The organism is Embleya sp. NPDC059237, from assembly GCF_042754105.1.
Classification (GTDB): Bacteria; Actinomycetota; Actinomycetes; order Streptomycetales; family Streptomycetaceae; genus Embleya.
On sequence record NZ_JBHZAE010000001.1, the window covers coordinates 1,273,246 to 1,291,136 of the forward strand.

At 71.5% G+C, this 17,891-nt stretch carries 18 protein-coding genes; 13 read left to right on the forward strand and 5 right to left on the reverse strand.

Annotation, left to right across the window (positions count from 1 at the left end; translation table 11 throughout):
- Positions 1-564 precede the first annotated feature (564 nt).
- On the forward strand, positions 565-864 hold the full coding sequence (locus ACFXKZ_RS05580) for a hypothetical protein (RefSeq protein WP_379996684.1): 300 nt from the start codon (positions 565-567) through the stop codon (positions 862-864).
- Here the strand turns inward: ACFXKZ_RS05580 and ACFXKZ_RS05585 are convergent.
- The 4 genes from ACFXKZ_RS05585 to ACFXKZ_RS05600 all read right to left on the reverse strand — a co-directional run bounded on the left by ACFXKZ_RS05585 (position 833) and on the right by ACFXKZ_RS05600 (position 2,508).
- On the reverse strand, positions 833-1,078 hold the full coding sequence (locus ACFXKZ_RS05585; RefSeq protein WP_078974732.1) for a hypothetical protein: 246 nt from the start codon (positions 1,076-1,078) through the stop codon (positions 833-835). The two genes, ACFXKZ_RS05580 and ACFXKZ_RS05585, sit on opposite strands and share 32 nt — an antisense overlap.
- The gene (locus ACFXKZ_RS05590; RefSeq protein WP_126639535.1) at positions 1,075-1,365 is read right to left on the reverse strand and encodes a hypothetical protein; all 291 of its coding nucleotides are present in this window, start codon (positions 1,363-1,365) and stop codon (positions 1,075-1,077) included. The genes ACFXKZ_RS05585 and ACFXKZ_RS05590 overlap by 4 nt, the downstream gene beginning before the upstream one ends.
- A gap of 157 nt (positions 1,366-1,522) precedes the next feature.
- On the reverse strand, positions 1,523-1,990 hold the full coding sequence (locus ACFXKZ_RS05595; RefSeq protein WP_379996686.1) for a hypothetical protein: 468 nt from the start codon (positions 1,988-1,990) through the stop codon (positions 1,523-1,525).
- An 8-nt stretch (positions 1,991-1,998) separates the two neighbouring features.
- Positions 1,999-2,508, reverse strand: a complete 510-nt coding sequence (locus tag ACFXKZ_RS05600) for a SigE family RNA polymerase sigma factor (RefSeq protein ID WP_379996688.1) — start codon at positions 2,506-2,508, stop codon at positions 1,999-2,001.
- Positions 2,509-2,810: 302 nt separating this feature from the next.
- Here ACFXKZ_RS05600 and ACFXKZ_RS05605 point away from each other — a divergent pair, with 302 nt between their 5' ends.
- The 12 genes from ACFXKZ_RS05605 (at position 2,811) to ACFXKZ_RS05660 (ending at position 17,205) form a co-directional block, all read left to right on the forward strand.
- Positions 2,811-3,194 carry a hypothetical protein gene (locus ACFXKZ_RS05605; RefSeq protein ID WP_379996690.1) on the forward strand — a complete coding sequence of 128 codons (384 nt, stop codon included), beginning with the start codon at positions 2,811-2,813 and terminating at the stop codon, positions 3,192-3,194.
- Positions 3,195-3,360: 166 nt separating this feature from the next.
- Entirely contained in the window at positions 3,361-4,650 is a 1,290-nt protein-coding gene (locus ACFXKZ_RS05610; RefSeq protein WP_379996692.1) for a cytochrome P450, read from the forward strand.
- Positions 4,651-5,169: 519 nt separating this feature from the next.
- Positions 5,170-5,922 carry an SAF domain-containing protein gene (locus ACFXKZ_RS05615; RefSeq protein WP_379996694.1) on the forward strand — a complete coding sequence of 251 codons (753 nt, stop codon included), beginning with the start codon at positions 5,170-5,172 and terminating at the stop codon, positions 5,920-5,922.
- Positions 5,919-6,911 carry a hypothetical protein gene (locus ACFXKZ_RS05620; protein WP_379996696.1) on the forward strand — a complete coding sequence of 331 codons (993 nt, stop codon included), beginning with the start codon at positions 5,919-5,921 and terminating at the stop codon, positions 6,909-6,911. The genes ACFXKZ_RS05615 and ACFXKZ_RS05620 overlap by 4 nt, the downstream gene beginning before the upstream one ends.
- Positions 6,901-8,808, forward strand: a complete 1,908-nt coding sequence (locus tag ACFXKZ_RS05625) for an ATPase, T2SS/T4P/T4SS family (protein ID WP_379996698.1) — start codon at positions 6,901-6,903, stop codon at positions 8,806-8,808. Before ACFXKZ_RS05620 ends, ACFXKZ_RS05625 begins: the two co-directional genes overlap by 11 nt.
- A gap of 4 nt (positions 8,809-8,812) precedes the next feature.
- Entirely contained in the window at positions 8,813-9,784 is a 972-nt protein-coding gene (locus ACFXKZ_RS05630) for a type II secretion system F family protein (protein WP_379996700.1), read from the forward strand.
- Complete coding sequence (locus ACFXKZ_RS05635; protein WP_379996702.1) at positions 9,781-10,656, forward strand: type II secretion system F family protein; 876 nt, start codon at positions 9,781-9,783, stop codon at positions 10,654-10,656. Before ACFXKZ_RS05630 ends, ACFXKZ_RS05635 begins: the two co-directional genes overlap by 4 nt.
- A gap of 44 nt (positions 10,657-10,700) precedes the next feature.
- Positions 10,701-11,006 (forward strand): hypothetical protein, encoded by a 306-nt coding sequence (locus tag ACFXKZ_RS05640; RefSeq protein ID WP_379996704.1) that lies wholly within the window; start codon positions 10,701-10,703, stop codon positions 11,004-11,006.
- A 97-nt stretch (positions 11,007-11,103) separates the two neighbouring features.
- Complete coding sequence (locus ACFXKZ_RS05645) at positions 11,104-11,463, forward strand: TadE family protein (RefSeq protein WP_379996706.1); 360 nt, start codon at positions 11,104-11,106, stop codon at positions 11,461-11,463.
- 5 nt (positions 11,464-11,468) lie between these two features.
- On the forward strand, positions 11,469-11,918 hold the full coding sequence (locus tag ACFXKZ_RS05650) for a TadE family protein (RefSeq protein WP_379997316.1): 450 nt from the start codon (positions 11,469-11,471) through the stop codon (positions 11,916-11,918).
- A gap of 5 nt (positions 11,919-11,923) precedes the next feature.
- On the forward strand, positions 11,924-12,391 hold the full coding sequence (locus ACFXKZ_RS05655) for a pilus assembly protein TadG-related protein (RefSeq protein WP_379996708.1): 468 nt from the start codon (positions 11,924-11,926) through the stop codon (positions 12,389-12,391).
- Complete coding sequence (locus tag ACFXKZ_RS05660; protein ID WP_379996710.1) at positions 12,388-17,205, forward strand: LysM peptidoglycan-binding domain-containing protein; 4,818 nt, start codon at positions 12,388-12,390, stop codon at positions 17,203-17,205. Before ACFXKZ_RS05655 ends, ACFXKZ_RS05660 begins: the two co-directional genes overlap by 4 nt.
- A 78-nt stretch (positions 17,206-17,283) precedes the next feature.
- On the opposite strand, the gene ACFXKZ_RS05665 is transcribed toward ACFXKZ_RS05660, so the two are convergent.
- A complete protein-coding gene (locus ACFXKZ_RS05665) occupies positions 17,284-17,850 on the reverse strand; it encodes a prepilin peptidase (RefSeq protein WP_379996712.1) in 567 nt (188 codons plus the stop codon).
- Positions 17,851-17,891 lie beyond the last annotated feature (41 nt).

A 17,891-nucleotide genomic window follows, 5' to 3' on the forward strand; every position in this document is an offset into this window, starting at 1 on the left:
CGCCCGCTCGCCCGCTCGCCCGCTCGCCCGCTCGCCCGCTCGCCCGCTCGCCCGCTCGCCCGCTCGCCCGCTCGCCCGCTCGCCCGCTCGCCCGCTCGCCCGCCTGACGTGCCGTTGGCCGCCCCCGGTTCTGGGGGCTTGGGGGTCCGCGGCTCCCGGCTGGGTGGCGTTGGTTGCCCCGATGGGGTCTGGGGCTTTCGGCTGGGTGCCGTTGGTCGCCCCGGTTCCGGGGGCTTGGTGGTCTTGCGGCTTCCGGCCAGGTGCCGTCGGTCGCCCCGACGTGGTCTGCGGCTTTGGCCGGGTGCCGTCGGGTGCCCCGATGTGGTCTGCGGCTTTGGCTGGGTGGCGTTGGTTGCCCCGATGTGGTTTGTGGCTTTCGGGTGGGTGGCGTTGGTTGGCTCGGTTCTGCGGGATTGGGGGTTTGGGGCCTTCGGATGGGGTGGGTGAGGGAGGGTGGCCGGTGGGGGTGGATGTGTGGGGGTGGGGGCTTTGGGGCCTGGGTTGCGGGAAATGGTTTGGGAACGTGGTTAGTGTGCCGGGGCCGGCTCCGCTATCTTCTGCCGAATGAGCAGGATCCGTAAGACAGCGATCATGGTTGTGGCATGTTTCGGCCTCGCCTTCGCGGGCGTGGCCTCCGCGTATGCGATTCCCGGTCAGCATCCGCAGGTGCGCAAGGTGTGTCGCGTCCTCGACCCCGAGGTCAAGCAGGCCAAGCGCGGCAACCACGTCGGTCGCACCGGTGAGCCGAAGGTTCACCGGCAGCGACACGACGGCGTGATGGGTGAAGTGGCCGACCACTACTGCGTACCGGGTGGCGGGAAGCACCACAAGGTCAACCCAGGTGCACGACCTGCAGCACGGTGACGGTTGTCGTCCCTTCGTTGAGCAGTACCACCACGATCAGGGGCCCCGCCGCTGCGGTGCGGACGATTCGGTCGTCCTCGCCGTAGCGGACGGTGGCCGTGTACGGGTCGCAGACCAGTTTGTACAGCAGCATTCCCCAGTGGTTGAGCGTGGTTTCGGGGAAGCGGTCGATGACCTCTTGGTGCTCGATGCCGATCCTCGGGCGCCACGTCACGCGGCACTGCTTTGCGCTCGGCCGCGGGAGATCCACTTGCGGACGATTTCCTCGTCCACCTCGTCGAGGTCCGGGTCCAGGCCCGTGGCCCGAACCTGCGCCGCGAGGGCGCGTGCGTGCGGCAGGCCGGCGATCAGTTCCTCCGCCGCCTGTACGTAGCGGGCCAGCAGGCCCGGCAGATCGCCGATCGGCGTCAGATTCACCAGACGCAGGAATTCGTGGCGGGCTTCGGGGTGCGGGAGCGCATGCGCGATGCGATCCACGGTCCACGGGTCCGTGCTGTTCACGCCGGCCCTCTCCTCACTCCGGACGAATGATCCGGGATCAGATTAGGGGCCGAGCGCGGGTGTGGGGGGCTACGACGTGATCAGCAGATGACAATCCGCATTCGGTGGATGGCGATCCGCATCGATAGGTGACAATCCCTCAATTTCCGGCTATTCACTAGCATTTGACCCCCTTGACGGCCAAGCACTTGGCCTTGCGCTCGTCTTCGAGCGTGGTGGTCGGCGGTGTCGTGCGCCCGCCGCTCCGCGGCTGCGTCTCCGGCGGGGTCCGCTCCTGTCGCGTCTCCGCCTGGGCCGTCGGCCGGTCGCCGGCGGACTCCGGTGCCGCGGACGCGGGTTGGGCGGAGGCCGGCGCGTCCACGGCGGGGTTCGGCCGGGCCGTCTCCGTGGCCCCCGTCGTCGCCGCGGGCCGAACGTCGGTCCCCGGCCGCACGGTTGCCTGCTGCGAGGGCGTCAGGAACAGCCCCGTGCCGGCGATCACCAGTACGCCCACCCCGGCGCCGAGGGCCGCCACGCGGCGGCGCCGGCGGATCCGCTTGCCACCCGCCACGGCCGCGTCCACCACGCTCGGGAAATCGGGCTCGGGCTGATCGAGCATCAGCGCGAACAGGTCGCGATCGTTCATGGTCGGCCTCACCGTTCGGACAGCTCCCACATCTGCTCGCCGACGAGTTCGCGCAGCCGGTTCAGCCCGCGCGCGCTCTGGCTCTTGACCGTGCCGGTACTGATCCGCAGGGCCTCCGCCGTCTGTTCGATGCTCCAGTCCTCCCAGAAGCGCAGCACGAGCACGGCCCGATAGCGAGGCGGCAGCCGGAGCAGCGCCGCCTGCAGGGTCATCCGCAGATCCGGCGACGAGGACTCCTCGCTCGGCCGCTGCGGGAGTTCGTCCACCGGCTCCTCGCGCCAACGGCCCTTGCGGTGCTGGTCGATGTACGTGCGGGTGAGCACCACGCGGGCGTACGCGTCCACATTGCCGTCGCGGTTCAGTCTGCCCCACGCCGTGTACATCTTCATCAGTGTGGTCTGGGTGAGGTCCTGCGCTTCGTACCAGTCGCCGCACAGCAGGTACGCGGATCGACGCAGCTGGGCCTGGCGGGCCTCGGCGTACTCGCGGAACTCCCGTTCACGGGCTGCCTCCCTCACGCGGTCGGCAGCGGAGTTGCCAGGGGGTGGTCGCGGGAATCGCGCACCGTGATCTCCTCCTCACCGGGTCCCCCGCGGGCATGGCCCGAGAGCGCCCGGCCGGTGCCGGGGCGTGCGTTTGCCTGCATATCGAGGGGCCTGTCACAGGGGATACGCGCGCCGACGGCCCCGGGTTGCACGGCGGTTCGGAGATGTTCCGCACGTGGGCGGCGTGGGTCGGCGGTGCAACGTGGCTCGGTCGGCGGGCGTATTTCTCTTGTGGAAGGTCCGAATGTCCGACTGTCCAGTGAAGGGGTACGCACATGACGAATCGTCAAAGCCGGCCGCCCGGGCAGGCGATGCGTCTGGTGGGGCCGGTCGCCGCCGTGTTCGCCACCGTCGGGATCGCGGTGGGGTCCTGGGTCGGCATCGCGTCCGCCTCGGGCGCCGGGGAGCCGAAGTCGGTACCCGCCTCGGTGACCTCGGTGGTCGACCCGACCGCGGACCGGACCGCGACGCACACGGTGCCCGGGCCGCGTGCGGCCACGGGCCGGCCCACGGTGGTCACGCCGGGGAAGCCGTACGTGGCCAGGAAGTCGGACCTGGAGCGCAACGCGCGCGTGGACCCGAAGCCGGCCACGGGCCGACGTGGGCCCGAAACGGCAGTGCTCCCGCGCACGGCGCGCGAGCCGGACGCGAGGCCGTGAAGCGGTGGCGGCAAGCGGCGAATACGCTCGAGCCCGCCGCAAAACACGTCGGCGCACCGGCCCGGGTCCACTCCCGAACCGGCGCGCGGCGCGGATGCCGGCTGCGGGCCCCGGCCGCTTCGGGGACCGCGTCGTCTCGTCCCCATCCCCGTCGAGGAGTTGCCGCGTGGTTCCGATCGCCCCGGGCGCAGTGCCGTTGCTCGGACATACCCCGGCGTTGTTGCGCGGGCGCTGGGACTTCGTGTCCTCGCTGCGGGCGCACGGGCCCATCGTGCGGATCCGGGTCGGGCCGAAGGAGTTGTACGTCCTCAACGATCCCGCGCTCGTGCGCTGCGTGCTGGTCGAACACGCGGACACCGTCGAGCGGGACGGCTTCTTCAAGCAGGCCCGGCTGCACATCGGTGACGGGCTGGCCGCTTCCGACGGGCCGCTGCATCGGGCCCGGCGGCGTACCGTGCAGCCCGCGTTCCAGCGGTCCCGGATCGGCGGGTACGTGGATGTGATCCGGCGGCAAGCCGAGGACGCGAGCGCGCAGTGGTTGCCCGGATCCACACTCGCGCTCGATCGGGAGATGAGCGAACTCGGCCTGGCCACGCTCGGTCGGCTGATCTTCGGTGAGGACCCGGCCGCGGACGCCGCCGTTGCCGAACTGCGGCGCTCGTTGCCGATGTTCATCCAGGAGGTGTTCACCCGCACGGTGCTGCCCGAGTGGGCGCGCCGGTTGCCCACTCCCGGCAACCGGCGTTTCGCCGAGACCGGCGCCCGGTTGCGCGACACGATCGCCGCGGCGGTGGACGCGGGTTCGGGGGAGGGGCTGCTCGGCGAGTTCGTCGGGATGGGCATGTCGCCGGAGGTGGTGCGGGACGAGGTGGTGTCGATGCTGATCGCCGGCAACGACAACACCAACGCCACCCTCTCGTGGGCCTTTCACGAGATCGGCCGCAACGAGGACGTCCGCAAGCGGCTGCACGCCGAGTTGCACGAGGTACTGGCCGGCGGGCCGCCGACCGCGGAGAACCTGGGCGCCCTCGTATATACAAGGAGTGTTATCGACGAGACGCTTCGGCTGTACGCGCCCTGGCTGGTGGTGCGTCGGGCCAATCGCGATGTCGACGTGATGGGGCATCACATCCCGAGTGGTGGCGACGTGTTGTACAGCCATCACGCGCTGCACCGGGACCCGGAGTTGTTCCCCGACCCCGAGCGCTTCGATCCGGACCGCTGGGCGGAGCCCGGCTTCCGAGGGCGTGCGCGCGGCGTGTACATGCCCTTCGGCGCGGGCGTGCACCGGTGCGTCGGCGAACACCTGTTCCTGGCCCAGATCGTGACCACCGTGGCGGTGGTGTGCGCGCGATGGCATCTGGAGCCGGTGCCCGGCAAGCCGTCCCGGCCACGGACGAGCGCGCTCCCGCGCCCCGGGCACCTGCCGGTACGGGCCATCCGCCGACGCGTCTGAACTCCGCCGAATGGTCCGGACTTCGCCGCCATGCCACCCGATCGTCAACGCATCGACATGACGACACATCCGCCGTTTTGCCGGATCGGCCCACGGCGCGCGAGAGTTCCTCGCACATCGGATCGAGTACCGTGCGCGGCGTCGGCTCGGCCGCGCGATATCACGTTCGGGCGCGCGCGGTGCGGTCCGAACCCGGCCGGCCAACAATTGCCCGAAAGTGCTTGCGGCGGGGCTCGTTTCGGGACCATCGTGGGGCCCGTTCGGTGTCCGGAACGAGATGCTTGCCCGTGATCTTGGGTGGGGTCGGGTTCGTCACATGGCGTCCGCGATCGTGCTGGTTGACGGGGTGCGTCGAAGTCGCGGAATGCATCGAATGATCAACTTCGGCGGCGGTTTTCGAGCCGTTCACCATTCACCTGACAGTGTGTGTGGTGGAAGATACGAGCGGTAGCTCCGAAGTGGATCACGGTCCGCGCGGAACCTGGGTGGACCCGGCAGAGCAAGGGGGCGGAGCCGGTGGTGAAGGCAGCTACGGAACGGCCATCGGGCAACGGCGTCGCGACACCGGGCGCGACCGCCGGCGCGATGCCGGTCACGCCCACGCGCAGCCTCGGCGCCAGACGCCGGCGGCCCGCGCTCATCGCGCTCTCGGTCGCGCTGATCGCGGCGGGCGGACTGGGCTCGGCGGCGTTCTATCAGATGGGCGACAAACGGGTGCCGGTGCTCGCCGTGGCCCGCACGGTGCCCTACGGCCAGACGATCGCCGCCGAGGACCTGCGGGTCGTGGAGATCAACGACGCGCCCGGGCTGCGCCCGATCGGATCCGGCTCCAAGGGCGTCATCGTGGGCAAACGCGCCGCCGTCGAGCTGCGCGCGGGCTCGCTGCTGACCTCGGATCAGGTCACCGAGAAGATCGCGATCCAACCCGGCGAGACGCTGGTCCCGATTGCCGTGGACGCCACCAGGATGCCGGTCCAGCGGGTCACCCCGGGCACCCGGATCCTGGTCGTGACCTCGGTTGCCGCGCCCGCCGGGGCCAACGCCGTGCCGGCGCAGCCCGTCACCATCGCGGCCACCGTGATCCGAGCCAGTGCCGCCGACCCGAACTCCGGTTCCGGCAAGGCCGTCCTGGACGTGGCCGTGCCCGCCAAGGACGGCCCCACGCTCGCCCTGCAGGTGGTCGACGGTCGGTTCTCCATCGTGGTGCTCAACACCGGGAACGCGGACGCGGCGCCCAACCCCGCGCCGGGCAAGGCCGGAGGCACCCCATGACCGTCGTCGCGGTCACCGGCGGCACGGGCGCGCCCGGTGCCACCTCGACCGCGCTCGCACTCCTGCTCACCTGGCCGCTGCCCGCCGGCCGCCGGGTGATCCTGATCGAGGCCGATCCGGACGGGGGTTCGATCCTCGCGGGCGCGCTCCAGGGTCGGGTTTCGGCCGAATACGGCCTGCACCAACTGGGCGTGGCACACCGTCAGGGAAATCTCGTCGACGCCTTCTTCCGGCAACTCGTCGACCTGTCCGACGGCCGCCGCGAACGCCTGCTGCTGCCGGGCCTGGTCGACCCCACCCAGGCCTCGGGACTCGCCTACACGTGGGATCCCATCTCGCAACTCGCCGCCGGGCTGGGCAACCAGCAGATTCCGCACGACGTGATCGTCGACCTCGGCCGGCGCGGCACCACGGGCGCGTCGGCGATCGTCGCGCGCCGCGCCGACCTGGTACTGCCGGTCGTCCGCGGCACATTGCCCTCGCTCGCCCAGGCCCAGCCCCGACTGACCGCGCTGCGCAACGACCTCGACACGCACGGGACCGGATCCGACTCGATCGCCCTCGTGGTGATCGAACAGGGACGCTACTCCCGGCAGGAGATCGGCAAACACCTCGAGGCGCCCGTACTCGGCCTGGTGCCGTTCGACCCGGAACGCGCGCGGGTGTTGTCCGACGGCGAGGGCGACACCGGCAAACGTTTCCTGCGTTCGAGGTACATGCGGGCCGCGCGGACCACCGCGGACGCGGCGATCAACTTGGCCGCACAGCGACGCATGCGCCTTGCTCCACGCCCCACGTCCGGCGGGCAGTTGCCCGCCGGTCCCGAGGCGCCGGCGCCGAGCGACGGCTGGGCCCAGGCGGCGGCGTACATCCGCCGATCCGACACCGAGCCTCGCCCCGAGTCGCGTCCCGAGGCCCACCCCGAGGCACCCGCCGAGGCCGAACCGGCGCACCGCCCGGCCGGCGAGGAGGCCGGTCATGTTCGATAACGCCCGCCCCCTGCACCCGGATCCGCACAACAAACCGGAACCCCCACCCCCCGCCGAGACCGGCGGCCACCCGCAGATACACGTCGTCCCGGGGCGCCCCGAGACGGAGGACGTGTTCTACGCGCCGCCCCCGCTGCGCACCTGGCCGGAGGGCTTCCAGCGGGCCGGCGCCGATCCCGCGAGCGGCCCGGAGCACACCTGGTCGGCCGGCGCGGGCGCGCTCACGCCCGCCGTGGGCCACGTCCCGCCGCCGACCCCCGCCAACGGCACACCCCTTCCGCCGACCGCGATGTCCGCGCCGACCGCGGTGCCGGCCCCACCGCACGCCGTGCCAGGGGTGAACGGCCACGTCAACGGCGCCGCCCGCCCGGCCGGTTCGCGCGACGGCATGTTCACCGTGCCGCCGACCGCGAGCGTGAGCGCCAACGGCGTCGGCACGGTCAGCCGCCGCCCGTCCGCCGCGCCCGCCCCCACCGGCACCGGCCCGCACGCCCCGCTCACCGCCGCCCCGAAGCCGCCCCGCAACCCGTCCGGAGAACCGGTCGTGGACCCGGCCGTGGTGCGGATACTGAAGGACCGGGCGGCCGAACAGCTGCACGAGTTCGACAAGTCTGCGCCCGGCATGACCACCGGCGACCGGGAGCAGCGCGGTCGCGCGATCGTCGCCCAGGTGGTCGCCGAGTGGGCCGACATCACCGCCCGCGAGCGCGGCATCTCCACCACGCCCGCCGAGGACCGGGCGATGGCGCGCGCGGTGTGGGACTGGTTGTTCCGTGCCGGGCCGTTGGAGCCGTACCTGACCGACCCGGCCGTGGAGAACATCCTCGTCAACGGCTACGACACGGTCTGGGTCGACTACGCGGACCGCCCCCGCGTCCAGGTGCCCCCGCTGACCGCCTCCGACGACGAACTCCGCGAGTTGTTGCGCGACCTGGCCCGCCGGCACGGCAGCGGCGAGCGCACCCTGTCCACCGCGCAGCCCACCCTGGCGCTGCGTCTACCGGACGGCTCCCGGCTCCAGGCGATCACCGAGGTCACCCCGCACACCTACGTGACCATCCGCCGGCACCGGGTGCGTGACGTGCGCCTCGCCGAGCTGATCGGACTCGGCACCCTGGACCGCACGTTGGCGGCCTTCCTCGGCTCGCTGGTCCGGGCGAAGAAGAACCTGATCATCTGCGGCACCCAGGGCGTCGGCAAGACCTCGCTGCTGCGTGCGTTGTCCCACGAGATTCCCCGGGACGAGCGGATCGGCACCTTCGAAACCGAACTGGAGTTGTTCCTGCACGAGTTGGGCCACCTGCGCCAAGTGGTGGCGATCGAGGCCCGCGAGGGCAACGGCGAACGCGGCATCGACGGCAAGTCGGCGGGCGAGTTGACCATCGGCGAACTGATCCCCTCCGCGCTGCGCATGTCGTTGTCGCGGATGATCGTCGGCGAGGTGCGCTCCAGCGAGATCGTGCCGATGTTGCGCGTGATGACCAACGGCGAAGGCGGCTCCATGTGCACGCTGCACGTGCGCGAGCCGGACATGATCTTCGACCGGATCGCCGAACTCTGCCTGGAGTACGGCGCGCACATGAGTCCCGAACTGGCCTACCGGCTGGCCTCCAACGCCGTCGACTACGTCGTCTTCGTGCGGATGATCGACGAGACGGCCATCGGCGGCAAACGGCATCGTTTCGTCTCGCACGTCCTGGAGGTGACCGGGATGGGCGAACACCGCCGCCCGGCCGTGAACACGATCTTCGCGCCGACCGCCGACGATCCGCGCGCCACGGCCCGGATGTACCCCTCGGACATGCCGGATCTGATCCGGGCCGGGTTCAGTCCGCATCTGCTGGACGAACCGCACGGCTGGCGCCCGTTGCGGCTCAAGCTGCACCAGGCCGGGTGATCGTATGGGTGACGCGTTGTTGGTCGCGGTGTGCGGATGCCTGCTGGTCGGCGGTGTGATCGGATTGATCGTCGGGCTCGTCGGCACCTACGACGACCCGACCCCCAAGCCGCCGGGCCGCATGGAGTCGGCGATCCGCCGGATGCGGTCCGGACCGGTGACGGCCCGCCAGCGCACCGCCCGCCGGATCCGGCTGTCCGTCGGTGTCGTGGTGGCCGCGCTGGTCTGGCTGTTCACCGGATTCCTGGGCGCCGGGCTCCTGGTGATCGCCGCGTTCTCCGGGTTGCCCTGGCTGCTCGCGCCCACCAGGAGCGACCACAGCGTGATCAAGCGCCTGGACGCACTCGCCGAGTGGACCCGACGGATCGCCGACCTGATCGAACTGGGCGCCGGGCTGGAGAACGCGATCCTCACCTCGCGGGCCACCTGCCCGGAGCCGATCGTCGAGGAAGTCGGCGATCTGGTCAGCCGATTGCAGTCCCGGTGGCGCCCCGAGGAGGCGCTGCGGGCGTTCGCGGCCGATCTGGGCGACGCCACGGCGGACAAGATCGCGGCGGCGCTGATCCTGCGCTCCTCGGACCGCGGGCCGGGCCTGGCGATGGCGCTCAAGGACCTCGCCACGACCGTGCGCGAAGAGGTGCGCCAGCGCCGGGCGATCGAGGCGGACCGGGCCGGCGCCCGGATGGCCGTGCGCTGGATCACCTACATCACCCTGGGGGTCACCTCCCTGGTCGTGGTGATCAACCGCGACTACGCCGCGCCGTACGGCACAGCGCTCGGGCAGATGGTCCTGCTACTGATGGCGATCGCCTACGTCGGCACCCTGGTCTGGATGCGTTCGCTGGCGGCCGATCGGGTCAAGCCCCGCTTCCTGGTGGCGGATCCGCGCAGCGTGGTCAAGGCGGCCAGGGCGGTGGACGTGCAGCAGGAGCAGGGTGTGCACACCGCGCCCGTATTGCGGGGTGAGTGGTCGTGATCCCACCGATGGTGATCGTCAGCGGGTGTGTGCTCGGCGCCGGAGTGGCGGTGCTGGTTCGCGAGTTGTGGCCCGCGCCGCCGGACCTGGGCAACGCGCTGCACCGCCTGTCCGGGATGCCGAAGCGGCGCACGGAGCAGACGGGCAGCAAGTACGACGACCGACTGGTCGCCATGGTCCGGCACGTCCCGGGCTTCAGGGTGCCGCACCGCGAACTCGACCTGGTCGGCGAGACCGTCGCACAATTCGTGCGCACCAAGGCGCTGTTGGCCCTGCTCGGACTGCTGTTGCCCGCGATGCTCTCGGCAGTGCTGACCGCGGCCGGAATCGGCATCGCGTTCTACGTACCGCTGTTCCTGTCCCTGGCGGTGGCGGCGGGGATGTGGTTCATCCCCGACTATGCGCTGCGCGACCAGGCCAAGTCCGCCCGGATCGAGTTCCAACACGCGGCTGCCGCCTACCTGGACCTGGTGGCGCTGGGCCGGGCGGGCGACGCGGGCCCGGCGGAGGCGTTGGAACGGGCCGCGGCCGTGGGGGACGGTTGGGCCTTCGCCCGGATCCAGGACGCGTTGGCGCGGGCCCGCGTGGGCAGCGCCGACCCCTGGGACGGACTGCGCGACCTGGCCAAGGACCTGGACCTGCCCGAACTGGCCGACGTGGCCGACATCATCGAGATGGCCGGGACCGAAGGCGCCGCCGTGTACGGCACGTTGCGCGCCCGGTCCCAGTCGCTGCGCGTGGAACTGCTCGCGAACGAACACGAAAAGGCGAACGCGGACTCGGAACGGCTCACCGTTCCGGGGACGATGCTCGTGGTGATCATGGGAATCCTGCTCGGATTCCCGGCAATTTCCCGGATGTTCTCGGTATGAACGACCTTCGGATTCCGAGCCGTTCTCCGGAAGGAGTACAGGCAATGTCAACCGGTTCCTCGTCCCCAGCGGTGCTCGATCGTGTCGAGACCGCCGTGCACAGAGTCGCCCCGGCTCCGGTCGCCTTCGTGTTGGTGGTCACCGGCGGCCTGGTGGACCGCTATCGGCGACTGCGCAAGGAGCGCGACCACGGCGCGGTCAGCATCGAGACGGCGATCATCGTCGCGGTGTTGATGGTGGCCGCGGTCAGCATCGCGGCGGTGATCTACACGATGTACAAGAAGTACCAGGACGGCCTGAAGAAATCCGACGACAAGTACGTGCCGCCGGCTCCGCAGAACGACCAGTAGCACGGCCCAACCCTCCGTGACCGACGTGCGACGAAGCCGACCCATCGCCGCGATCCGACGCCGCCTGCGCCAGGCAGGCGGGTCGGATCGCGGCAGCATGTCCATTTCGATGGCGATCATCTTCCCGGTGTTCATTCTCGTGCTGTTGTCGGTGATCCAGGTCTGCCTGTGGTGGTACGCCCGTGAAGTGGCGTTGCAGGCGGCCCAGGAGGGCGTCGAGGTGGGGCGTGCGACGAAGGGGGACCGCGGGAAGGCGGAACAGCGCGGCCGAGATGTGGTCAAGGACCTCGGCGGGGGAATGCTCAAGGATCCGAAGGTGATTCCGGAGCGAACCGGCGAGGGGCGGATCCGGGTGACCGTTCGGGGTACGTCGTTGTCGATTGTGCCCGGCCTCGGGAGTCTGACCATCACGCAGCACGCGGACGGTGTCGTCGAGCGGTGGACGAGTTCGGGCTGATGAACATGTGGGGGGCGAGGGTGTACAGGGGGAGCCCGCGGGCGGACGAGGGGTCGTTCGCTCTGGAGGCAGCGATACTCACGCCCGTGTTGATCGCGTTCCTGTGTCTGATCATCGCGTTCGGCCGAACCTCCGTGGCCGGCAACGGTGTGGACGCGGCGGCGAAGGCGGGGGCCCGGGAGGCGTCGATCGCCCGGGATCCGGGCAGGGCGGACGCAAACGCCAGGGCGGCCGTGAAGAGTTCGCTTGCCCAGGACGGGCTTCACTGCACGCCACACACCGAGGTCAAGCTGCCGGGCTTCACCACCGAGCCCGGTACGCCCGGGATCGTCACCGTCTCGGTCACGTGCACCGTGTCGTTGTCCGATGTGGCCTTCCCCGGCATCCCGGGTTCGAAGACCCTGCACGGCACCTTCACCTCGGTGCTGGATACCTACCGGGGGAGGAACGGATGACATCCGTGGCCCGCACGCGTGTTCGCGGCGCCGACGTCGACCCCGACCCCGGTGACCGCGGCAGCCTCGCCATCATGCTCGCGATCATGATGGCGGTGATCATCCTGCTCGTCGGCCTGGTCATCGACGGCGGCGGCAAGTTGCGCGCCGACTCCAAGGCCGACGCGTTCGCCCAGGAGGCGGCGCGGGCCGCCGGGCAGGCGATCGATCCGACCAAGGCCATCCCGGGGACGGCGATCGTGGTCCCGGAAAACAACGCAAAGCAGGCGGCAAAGAACTATCTCGACGCTCACACCATGGTGAAGAGCGGAAACGCCGTGGTCACCAAGGACGGTCGCCAGATCGACGTCTACGTGACCATCGAATACAAGACCAAGGTGGCCGCCTTCTTCGGCGTCTCCACCGTCACCGTCAAAGGCCATGCCCGTGCCGGGCTCGTCCATGGGATCCGAAACCCGGAGGACGCACCGTGACCGTTACCCAAGGCCCTCGTCCCGGCGCCGGTCCGGGCACCGGGGCACACGCACGAAATCGTGCCGACCGGGGCAGGCGTCGCGGACCCGGAAGATTCCTGTTCGACCTGATACGCGGCCTGCTCAGCCTCGTGGTGCTGCTCGCGTTGCTCGTCGGCCTGCCCGCCTCGCTCGTCGTGGCCACCACCGACGTGTTGCCCCACCGGCTGCCCGCACTCGACGAGATCGGCAAGATCCTCACCCAACCCGACGACGGACGCGGCTTCCTCGCGGCACTCGCCCTCGTCTTCTGGGGCGCCTGGCTGTGTTTCGCCATCTCGGTGATCGTGGAAATCCCCGCCCAGCTCCGCGGGTTGTCCGCGCCGCGCATTCGCGGCCTGGGCTGGAGCCAGAAGGCGGCGGGCGCGCTGATCGGCGGCATCATGCTGATGCTCCCCGCCGGTACTGCGCTGGCCGCCGGCGAGGCGCACGCCGCGCCGCAGCTGCCGGAACACGTGTCAAGTGCGCCCACTCGAGCCGTGGAGCAGGAAATTCCGGTCCGGGTACAGGATCCCGGGCCGACCGCAGGACCTACGCACACCGTGCAACGCGGCGACTCGTTGTGGACGATCGCCGAGGAGCGATTGGGCGACGGCAAACGCTGGAACGAGATCGCCAGGCTCAACGACGGCAAGACGATGGCGAACGGGCAGCGGTTCGACTCGGCGGACTACGTCGAGGAGGGCTGGGTGCTCGCGCTGCCCGCCAATGCCGGGCCGCCCGCCGAGGTCAAGGCCGCGCACGCGCCGGAGTTGCCGGGGGAGGAGCACAAGGCGCTGCCGAAGACGGTCACCGTCAAGCCGGGCGACACGTTGTCGGACATCGCCGAGGAACTCCTGGGCGACGGCGACCGCTATCCCGAGATCTTCGCCGCCAACAGGGACCAGCCGCAGTCGGGCGGCGCGGCGCTGACCGACCCGAACTCGATCCAGCCCGGGTGGACGTTGTCCATCCCGGGCGGAGGCGGCGCGGACCCGGCGCAGCAGCAACAACAGCCGCCGCAACAGCAGCCCCCGCAGCAACAACCACCCCAGCAGCAACCGCCGGCGGAGCAGCCGCCCCGGCAGCAGCCCCCCGCCCAACAACCGCCCGCCGAGCCGCAGAAGCCGTTCGTCGAGACCCCGCCGCAGATCGCCAAGCAGGACCCGATCGCGGTTCCGAACGCCCCCGACGGTGCGGGCGCGCCCGGTGCGGCGTCGACCGAGACGCCGAAGAAATCGGACAACACCAACCCCACCGGCAGCCGGGCCGAGGCGCCGAGCCCGGGTGGGGACGAGAGTTCGGTACCGGTGGGCGCGCTCGCCCTGGGCGCGGTCGGCGCCGCGGGGGTGCTCGGCGCGCTGCTGGTACGCCGTCGACTACAGCAGTCGGTGCGTCGGGACGGGCGCCGGATCGCGATGCCTGCACCGGCCGCCGCCGACCTGGAACAGCAGCTGCGGGCAACCGAAACGCCCGACGCGCTGGACCTGTTCGACCGCACACTGCGCACGCTGTGTGCCCGGATGTCGGACACCGGCCGCACACTGCCCCTGATCGACTCGGTGCAACTCACCGACCGGCAGCTCGAACTGCACCTGGCCGCGCCGTCCCCGCCGCTGTATCCGTTCGAGGCGGTACACGGCGACCACATGCACTGGACCTGCCCGGCCGACGCCGAGTTGCTGCACACCAGCGCGGCGGCCAACGTACCGGCGCCCTATCCGGCCCTCGCGGTGCTCGGCGAAACCGACGACGGACGCCAGCTGTTGGTCGATCTGGAATCGCTCGGCGTGGTCGGCCTGACGGACGGCTCCGGGGAGGACAACCTCGCGGTGCTGCGCGCGCTCGCCGTCGAGCTGTTGTCCAACGTGTGGAGCGACGACCTGTGTGTGACGGTGGTCGGCTTCGGTCGCGAACTGCGTGACGTGGAACGCGAGGGGCGCCAACAACTCCGGTACGCCTACTCGCTCGACGAGGCGCTGAGCCGGCTGGCGACCTGGTCGGACGAGGTGGTCGGCCTGCTCGACGACGCCAAGCTGACCTCGCCCCGGCAGGCCCGGACCAAGGGCATCCTGCCCGACACCTGGCCGCCGGAGATCGTACTGTCCCTGGAGCCGCTGACCGAGGCGCACGTCCCGCACATCCAGCGGCTGACCAACACCTACCCGCGCGCCGCCGCCGCGATCATCGCGCCGGTGCACTCGGAGCCGTGGCTCAGCGGGCTCGGGGTGACCCGACTGCCCACCGTGCCGGGCGTGGTGACGCCCAGTCGGATCAACACCGACGTGCACGTCCAGCGCCTGGAGGACCCGCAGTACCAGGCGTTGGTGAGCATGTTCACCGTGTCCAAGGACCTGGACGGCGTGCCCGCCGACGAGGTGTTGATCCCCGGCCAACGGCCGGAGCGTGAACCGGAGTCGGTCGAGGTGGGCGTCGGTGCCGGCGGCGGGAGCATGTCCTCCGCCGCGTGGTCCGCGGTCGGCGGGATGGAGCGACCGGCCCGCGTCGGCGGGGCGACTGTGGCCGACGTGGCGGCCGAGTTCGAGGTCTCGCCCGGGTACTACCAGCCCGACCCCACCGATCCCGAGCCCGACGAGCGTGTGTTCGGCGCACCCGGACGGCCCGCGCCGACCACGCGCCGCGCCGGTCGCGGCGGGTCGGGGTCGGCTTCCGACACCGACTCGTGGGGGGCCGCCGTATTCCCCGTCGCGGGCATGCCGCTGGCCCCGCCGGAACGGATCGAGCGTGGCGGCGGATCGCCGGAGGACACCGGCTCGTTGCCGCTGCCGTGGTTGCCCGACGACCAGCACGAGGACACCGGACCCGGATCCGGCGACACCGCGCACGCGACCGCGGAGGCCGAACGGGCCGCCGAGCCCGAACTGTTCCAGCCGGCGAACGGCTCGTCCGGGCCGCCCCCGGCGCCGACCCGGGAGTACGAAGCGCCCGTGACCGGCCCGGATGTGGCGCCGGCCGGGAAACCGGGACATGCGGTAGCCGCGGACGCCGCATACGCGCAACAGTCGTATACCGAACCGCCCTATGCGGAACCGCCGTATCCGCATCCGGCATATGGCGGACAAGCCTCGGTGCCGCCATCCTTCGAGGAGCCGATCGCCGACGGATCGGTCCGTGCCGGGTCGGCCCATGCCGAGCCGACCGCCGACGAGGCGGTCGTCGTCGCCCCGGGCCACGAGGAACCGGCCTCGGATTCGGCCGAGTTCGTGGCCCATGCGACCCAGGCGCCGGGGTTCGGGACACCGGACCTCGCGGACTCGACGCTCGGTGAGCCGGTCTTCGGCGCGCCCGCCGCGCCCGAGACGGGCTCCGTACCGGGTCCCGCGAGCCCGCCTGCGGGGTTCTCGTCGGGGGACGACGGGCACGGCGACACAGGACTCGAAGGGGTGGACGATCCCGAGAACCACCCCCACGCATCCACCGGGGAAGTCGGGCAGTCGGCCGAACCGGTGGCGGCCGCAGAGGCCCCGGACGAGGGAACGGCAGTGCCGATCGACGCTCGGACCAGCACCGGTGAGCAAACCCCGTCGTGGGACGTCGCCGACGCCCCGGAGGGTACCTACGAGACCTACGCGGCGCACGCCGCCAACGGACACGGAGGCGTGCGGGCGGACGTGCTCGCCGCCCCCGGGGTCCACGTGTTGGGCCCGGACGACGAGGTCGACCTGATGCAGGGCCGGGGACGCGAGCGGATCGCCCCGGCACCGGGCGAACCGGGCCCGGAGATCGCGGGTCCGGCCGCGTTCGGGTCGGCGGACTCCGGTTCGGCGGCGCCGGGTTCGGCGGTCGCGGCGACCGGCGCGGTCGGCGCCGCCGACGTGGTCGGTGGCGTCGAGATGCCGTCCGCCGAGTACTGGGGCGCACCCGGGCAGGTGCGGGAGGCCCCGACCGCCGAGGACTCCGGGACGTTCCTGGTGGTCGCGCCGGAGGCCGAACCGGCCGTGGCGGACGCGCCCGAGGTCGGCTCGGCGTGGGATGTGGCCCCGCCGGTGGCCGCGTTGCCGGCCGAGGCACCGGCCGCGATCGGTCAGGCGGCCGAGGGCTTCGCGCCGACCTACCCGGAGATCCGGATACTGGGTCAGGTCGATCTGATCGGTGTCGGCGAGGAGGTCGAGCACGGCCGCCGCGCCCGACTGACCGAACTCGCCGCGTGGATCGCCCTGCACCCCGGTCGCCCGCTGACCGAACTCGATGCCGCCGTCTGGCCGCTGGGCGTCACCGCGACCGCGCGCAACTCGGCGATCAGCCAACTGCGGCGCTGGGTGGGCACGAGCCAGGACGGCACGAGCCACCTGCCCGCCGCGGCCGGCGGCGAGGGCTACGCGTTCGGGCCCGGTTTCGCCTGCGACTGGTTTCGCTTCCGCGAGTTGGTCGCGCCCGGTCTGTACGGGAGCCACGAGGTGGCGATGGACTACGCACGGGCGTTGGACATAGTGCGCGACGCGCCGTTCGACGGGGTGGGCCCGCGCCGCTACGTGTGGGCCGAGCCGTTCCGCCAGCAGATGATCGCCGAGATCGTCGACGTGGCGGCCCGGCTGGCCGAGTACCACCTGGACAACCACGACCCGCAGGCCGCCAAGCGGGCCTGCTCGGTCGGCCTGGTGGTGTGCCCGGAGTCGCAGATGCTCTACCGGACCATGTTCCGGGCGACGCACATAACGGGCGACCGCGCGGAGCTGGACTACTACGTGGACCGCCTGGACGGCCTGCTGGCCGGACTCGGCGCCGAACCGGAGCCGCTCACCGTGGAGTTGCTGCGCGACCTGCTGGACGACTGAGCCACATCCGGCCGGGCGGGCACCAGCCCCCCGGCCGGCGGCGCGTCGAGCCGGACGAACACGTCTCGTGACGGTCCGTCATGCACCGTGTACCAGTACGACGACCAGTGCCGCGCCGAGCAGGAACGGCCCGAACGGCACCGAACTGCCGCGCCCGGCCCGCCGGGTGACCGCCAGGACGATCGCGAACAGGCCGACGGCCACGTACGCGAGCACCAGCGCCTGGATCAGCGCCGCCCAGGACGACCAGCCGACCACCAGCCCGACCAGGCCCGCCGCCTTGGCGTCGCCCAGGCCCACCCCCACACCGGCCAGGGCGAGCGCGAGATGCACGAGGTAGCAGGCCGCCATCGCGATCAGCGCCCGCCCGTACGCGTCCCCGTCGAAGGGGATCAGCAACAGCGCGGCGAGCAGCGGGTATCCGGGCAGGGTGAGCGCGTCGGGCAGCCGGAGCAACCGGATGTCGCAGACCACGAGCGCGGCGGCGAGCAAAGCGAAGACCAGCAGCGCGGGCAGCACCGCCTGCGCGCCGACCCGCCAGACCAGCACGGCTGCGTAGACGACGAATCCGGCCACGATCGCGACCCGGTCGCGCCGCAGCACACCCGCGGTGTCCGGGTCGAGGTGGATCGGAGATTTCCGCACGGCATCGGATCCTGTCAGACCGGCGACCGGCCCGGCACCGG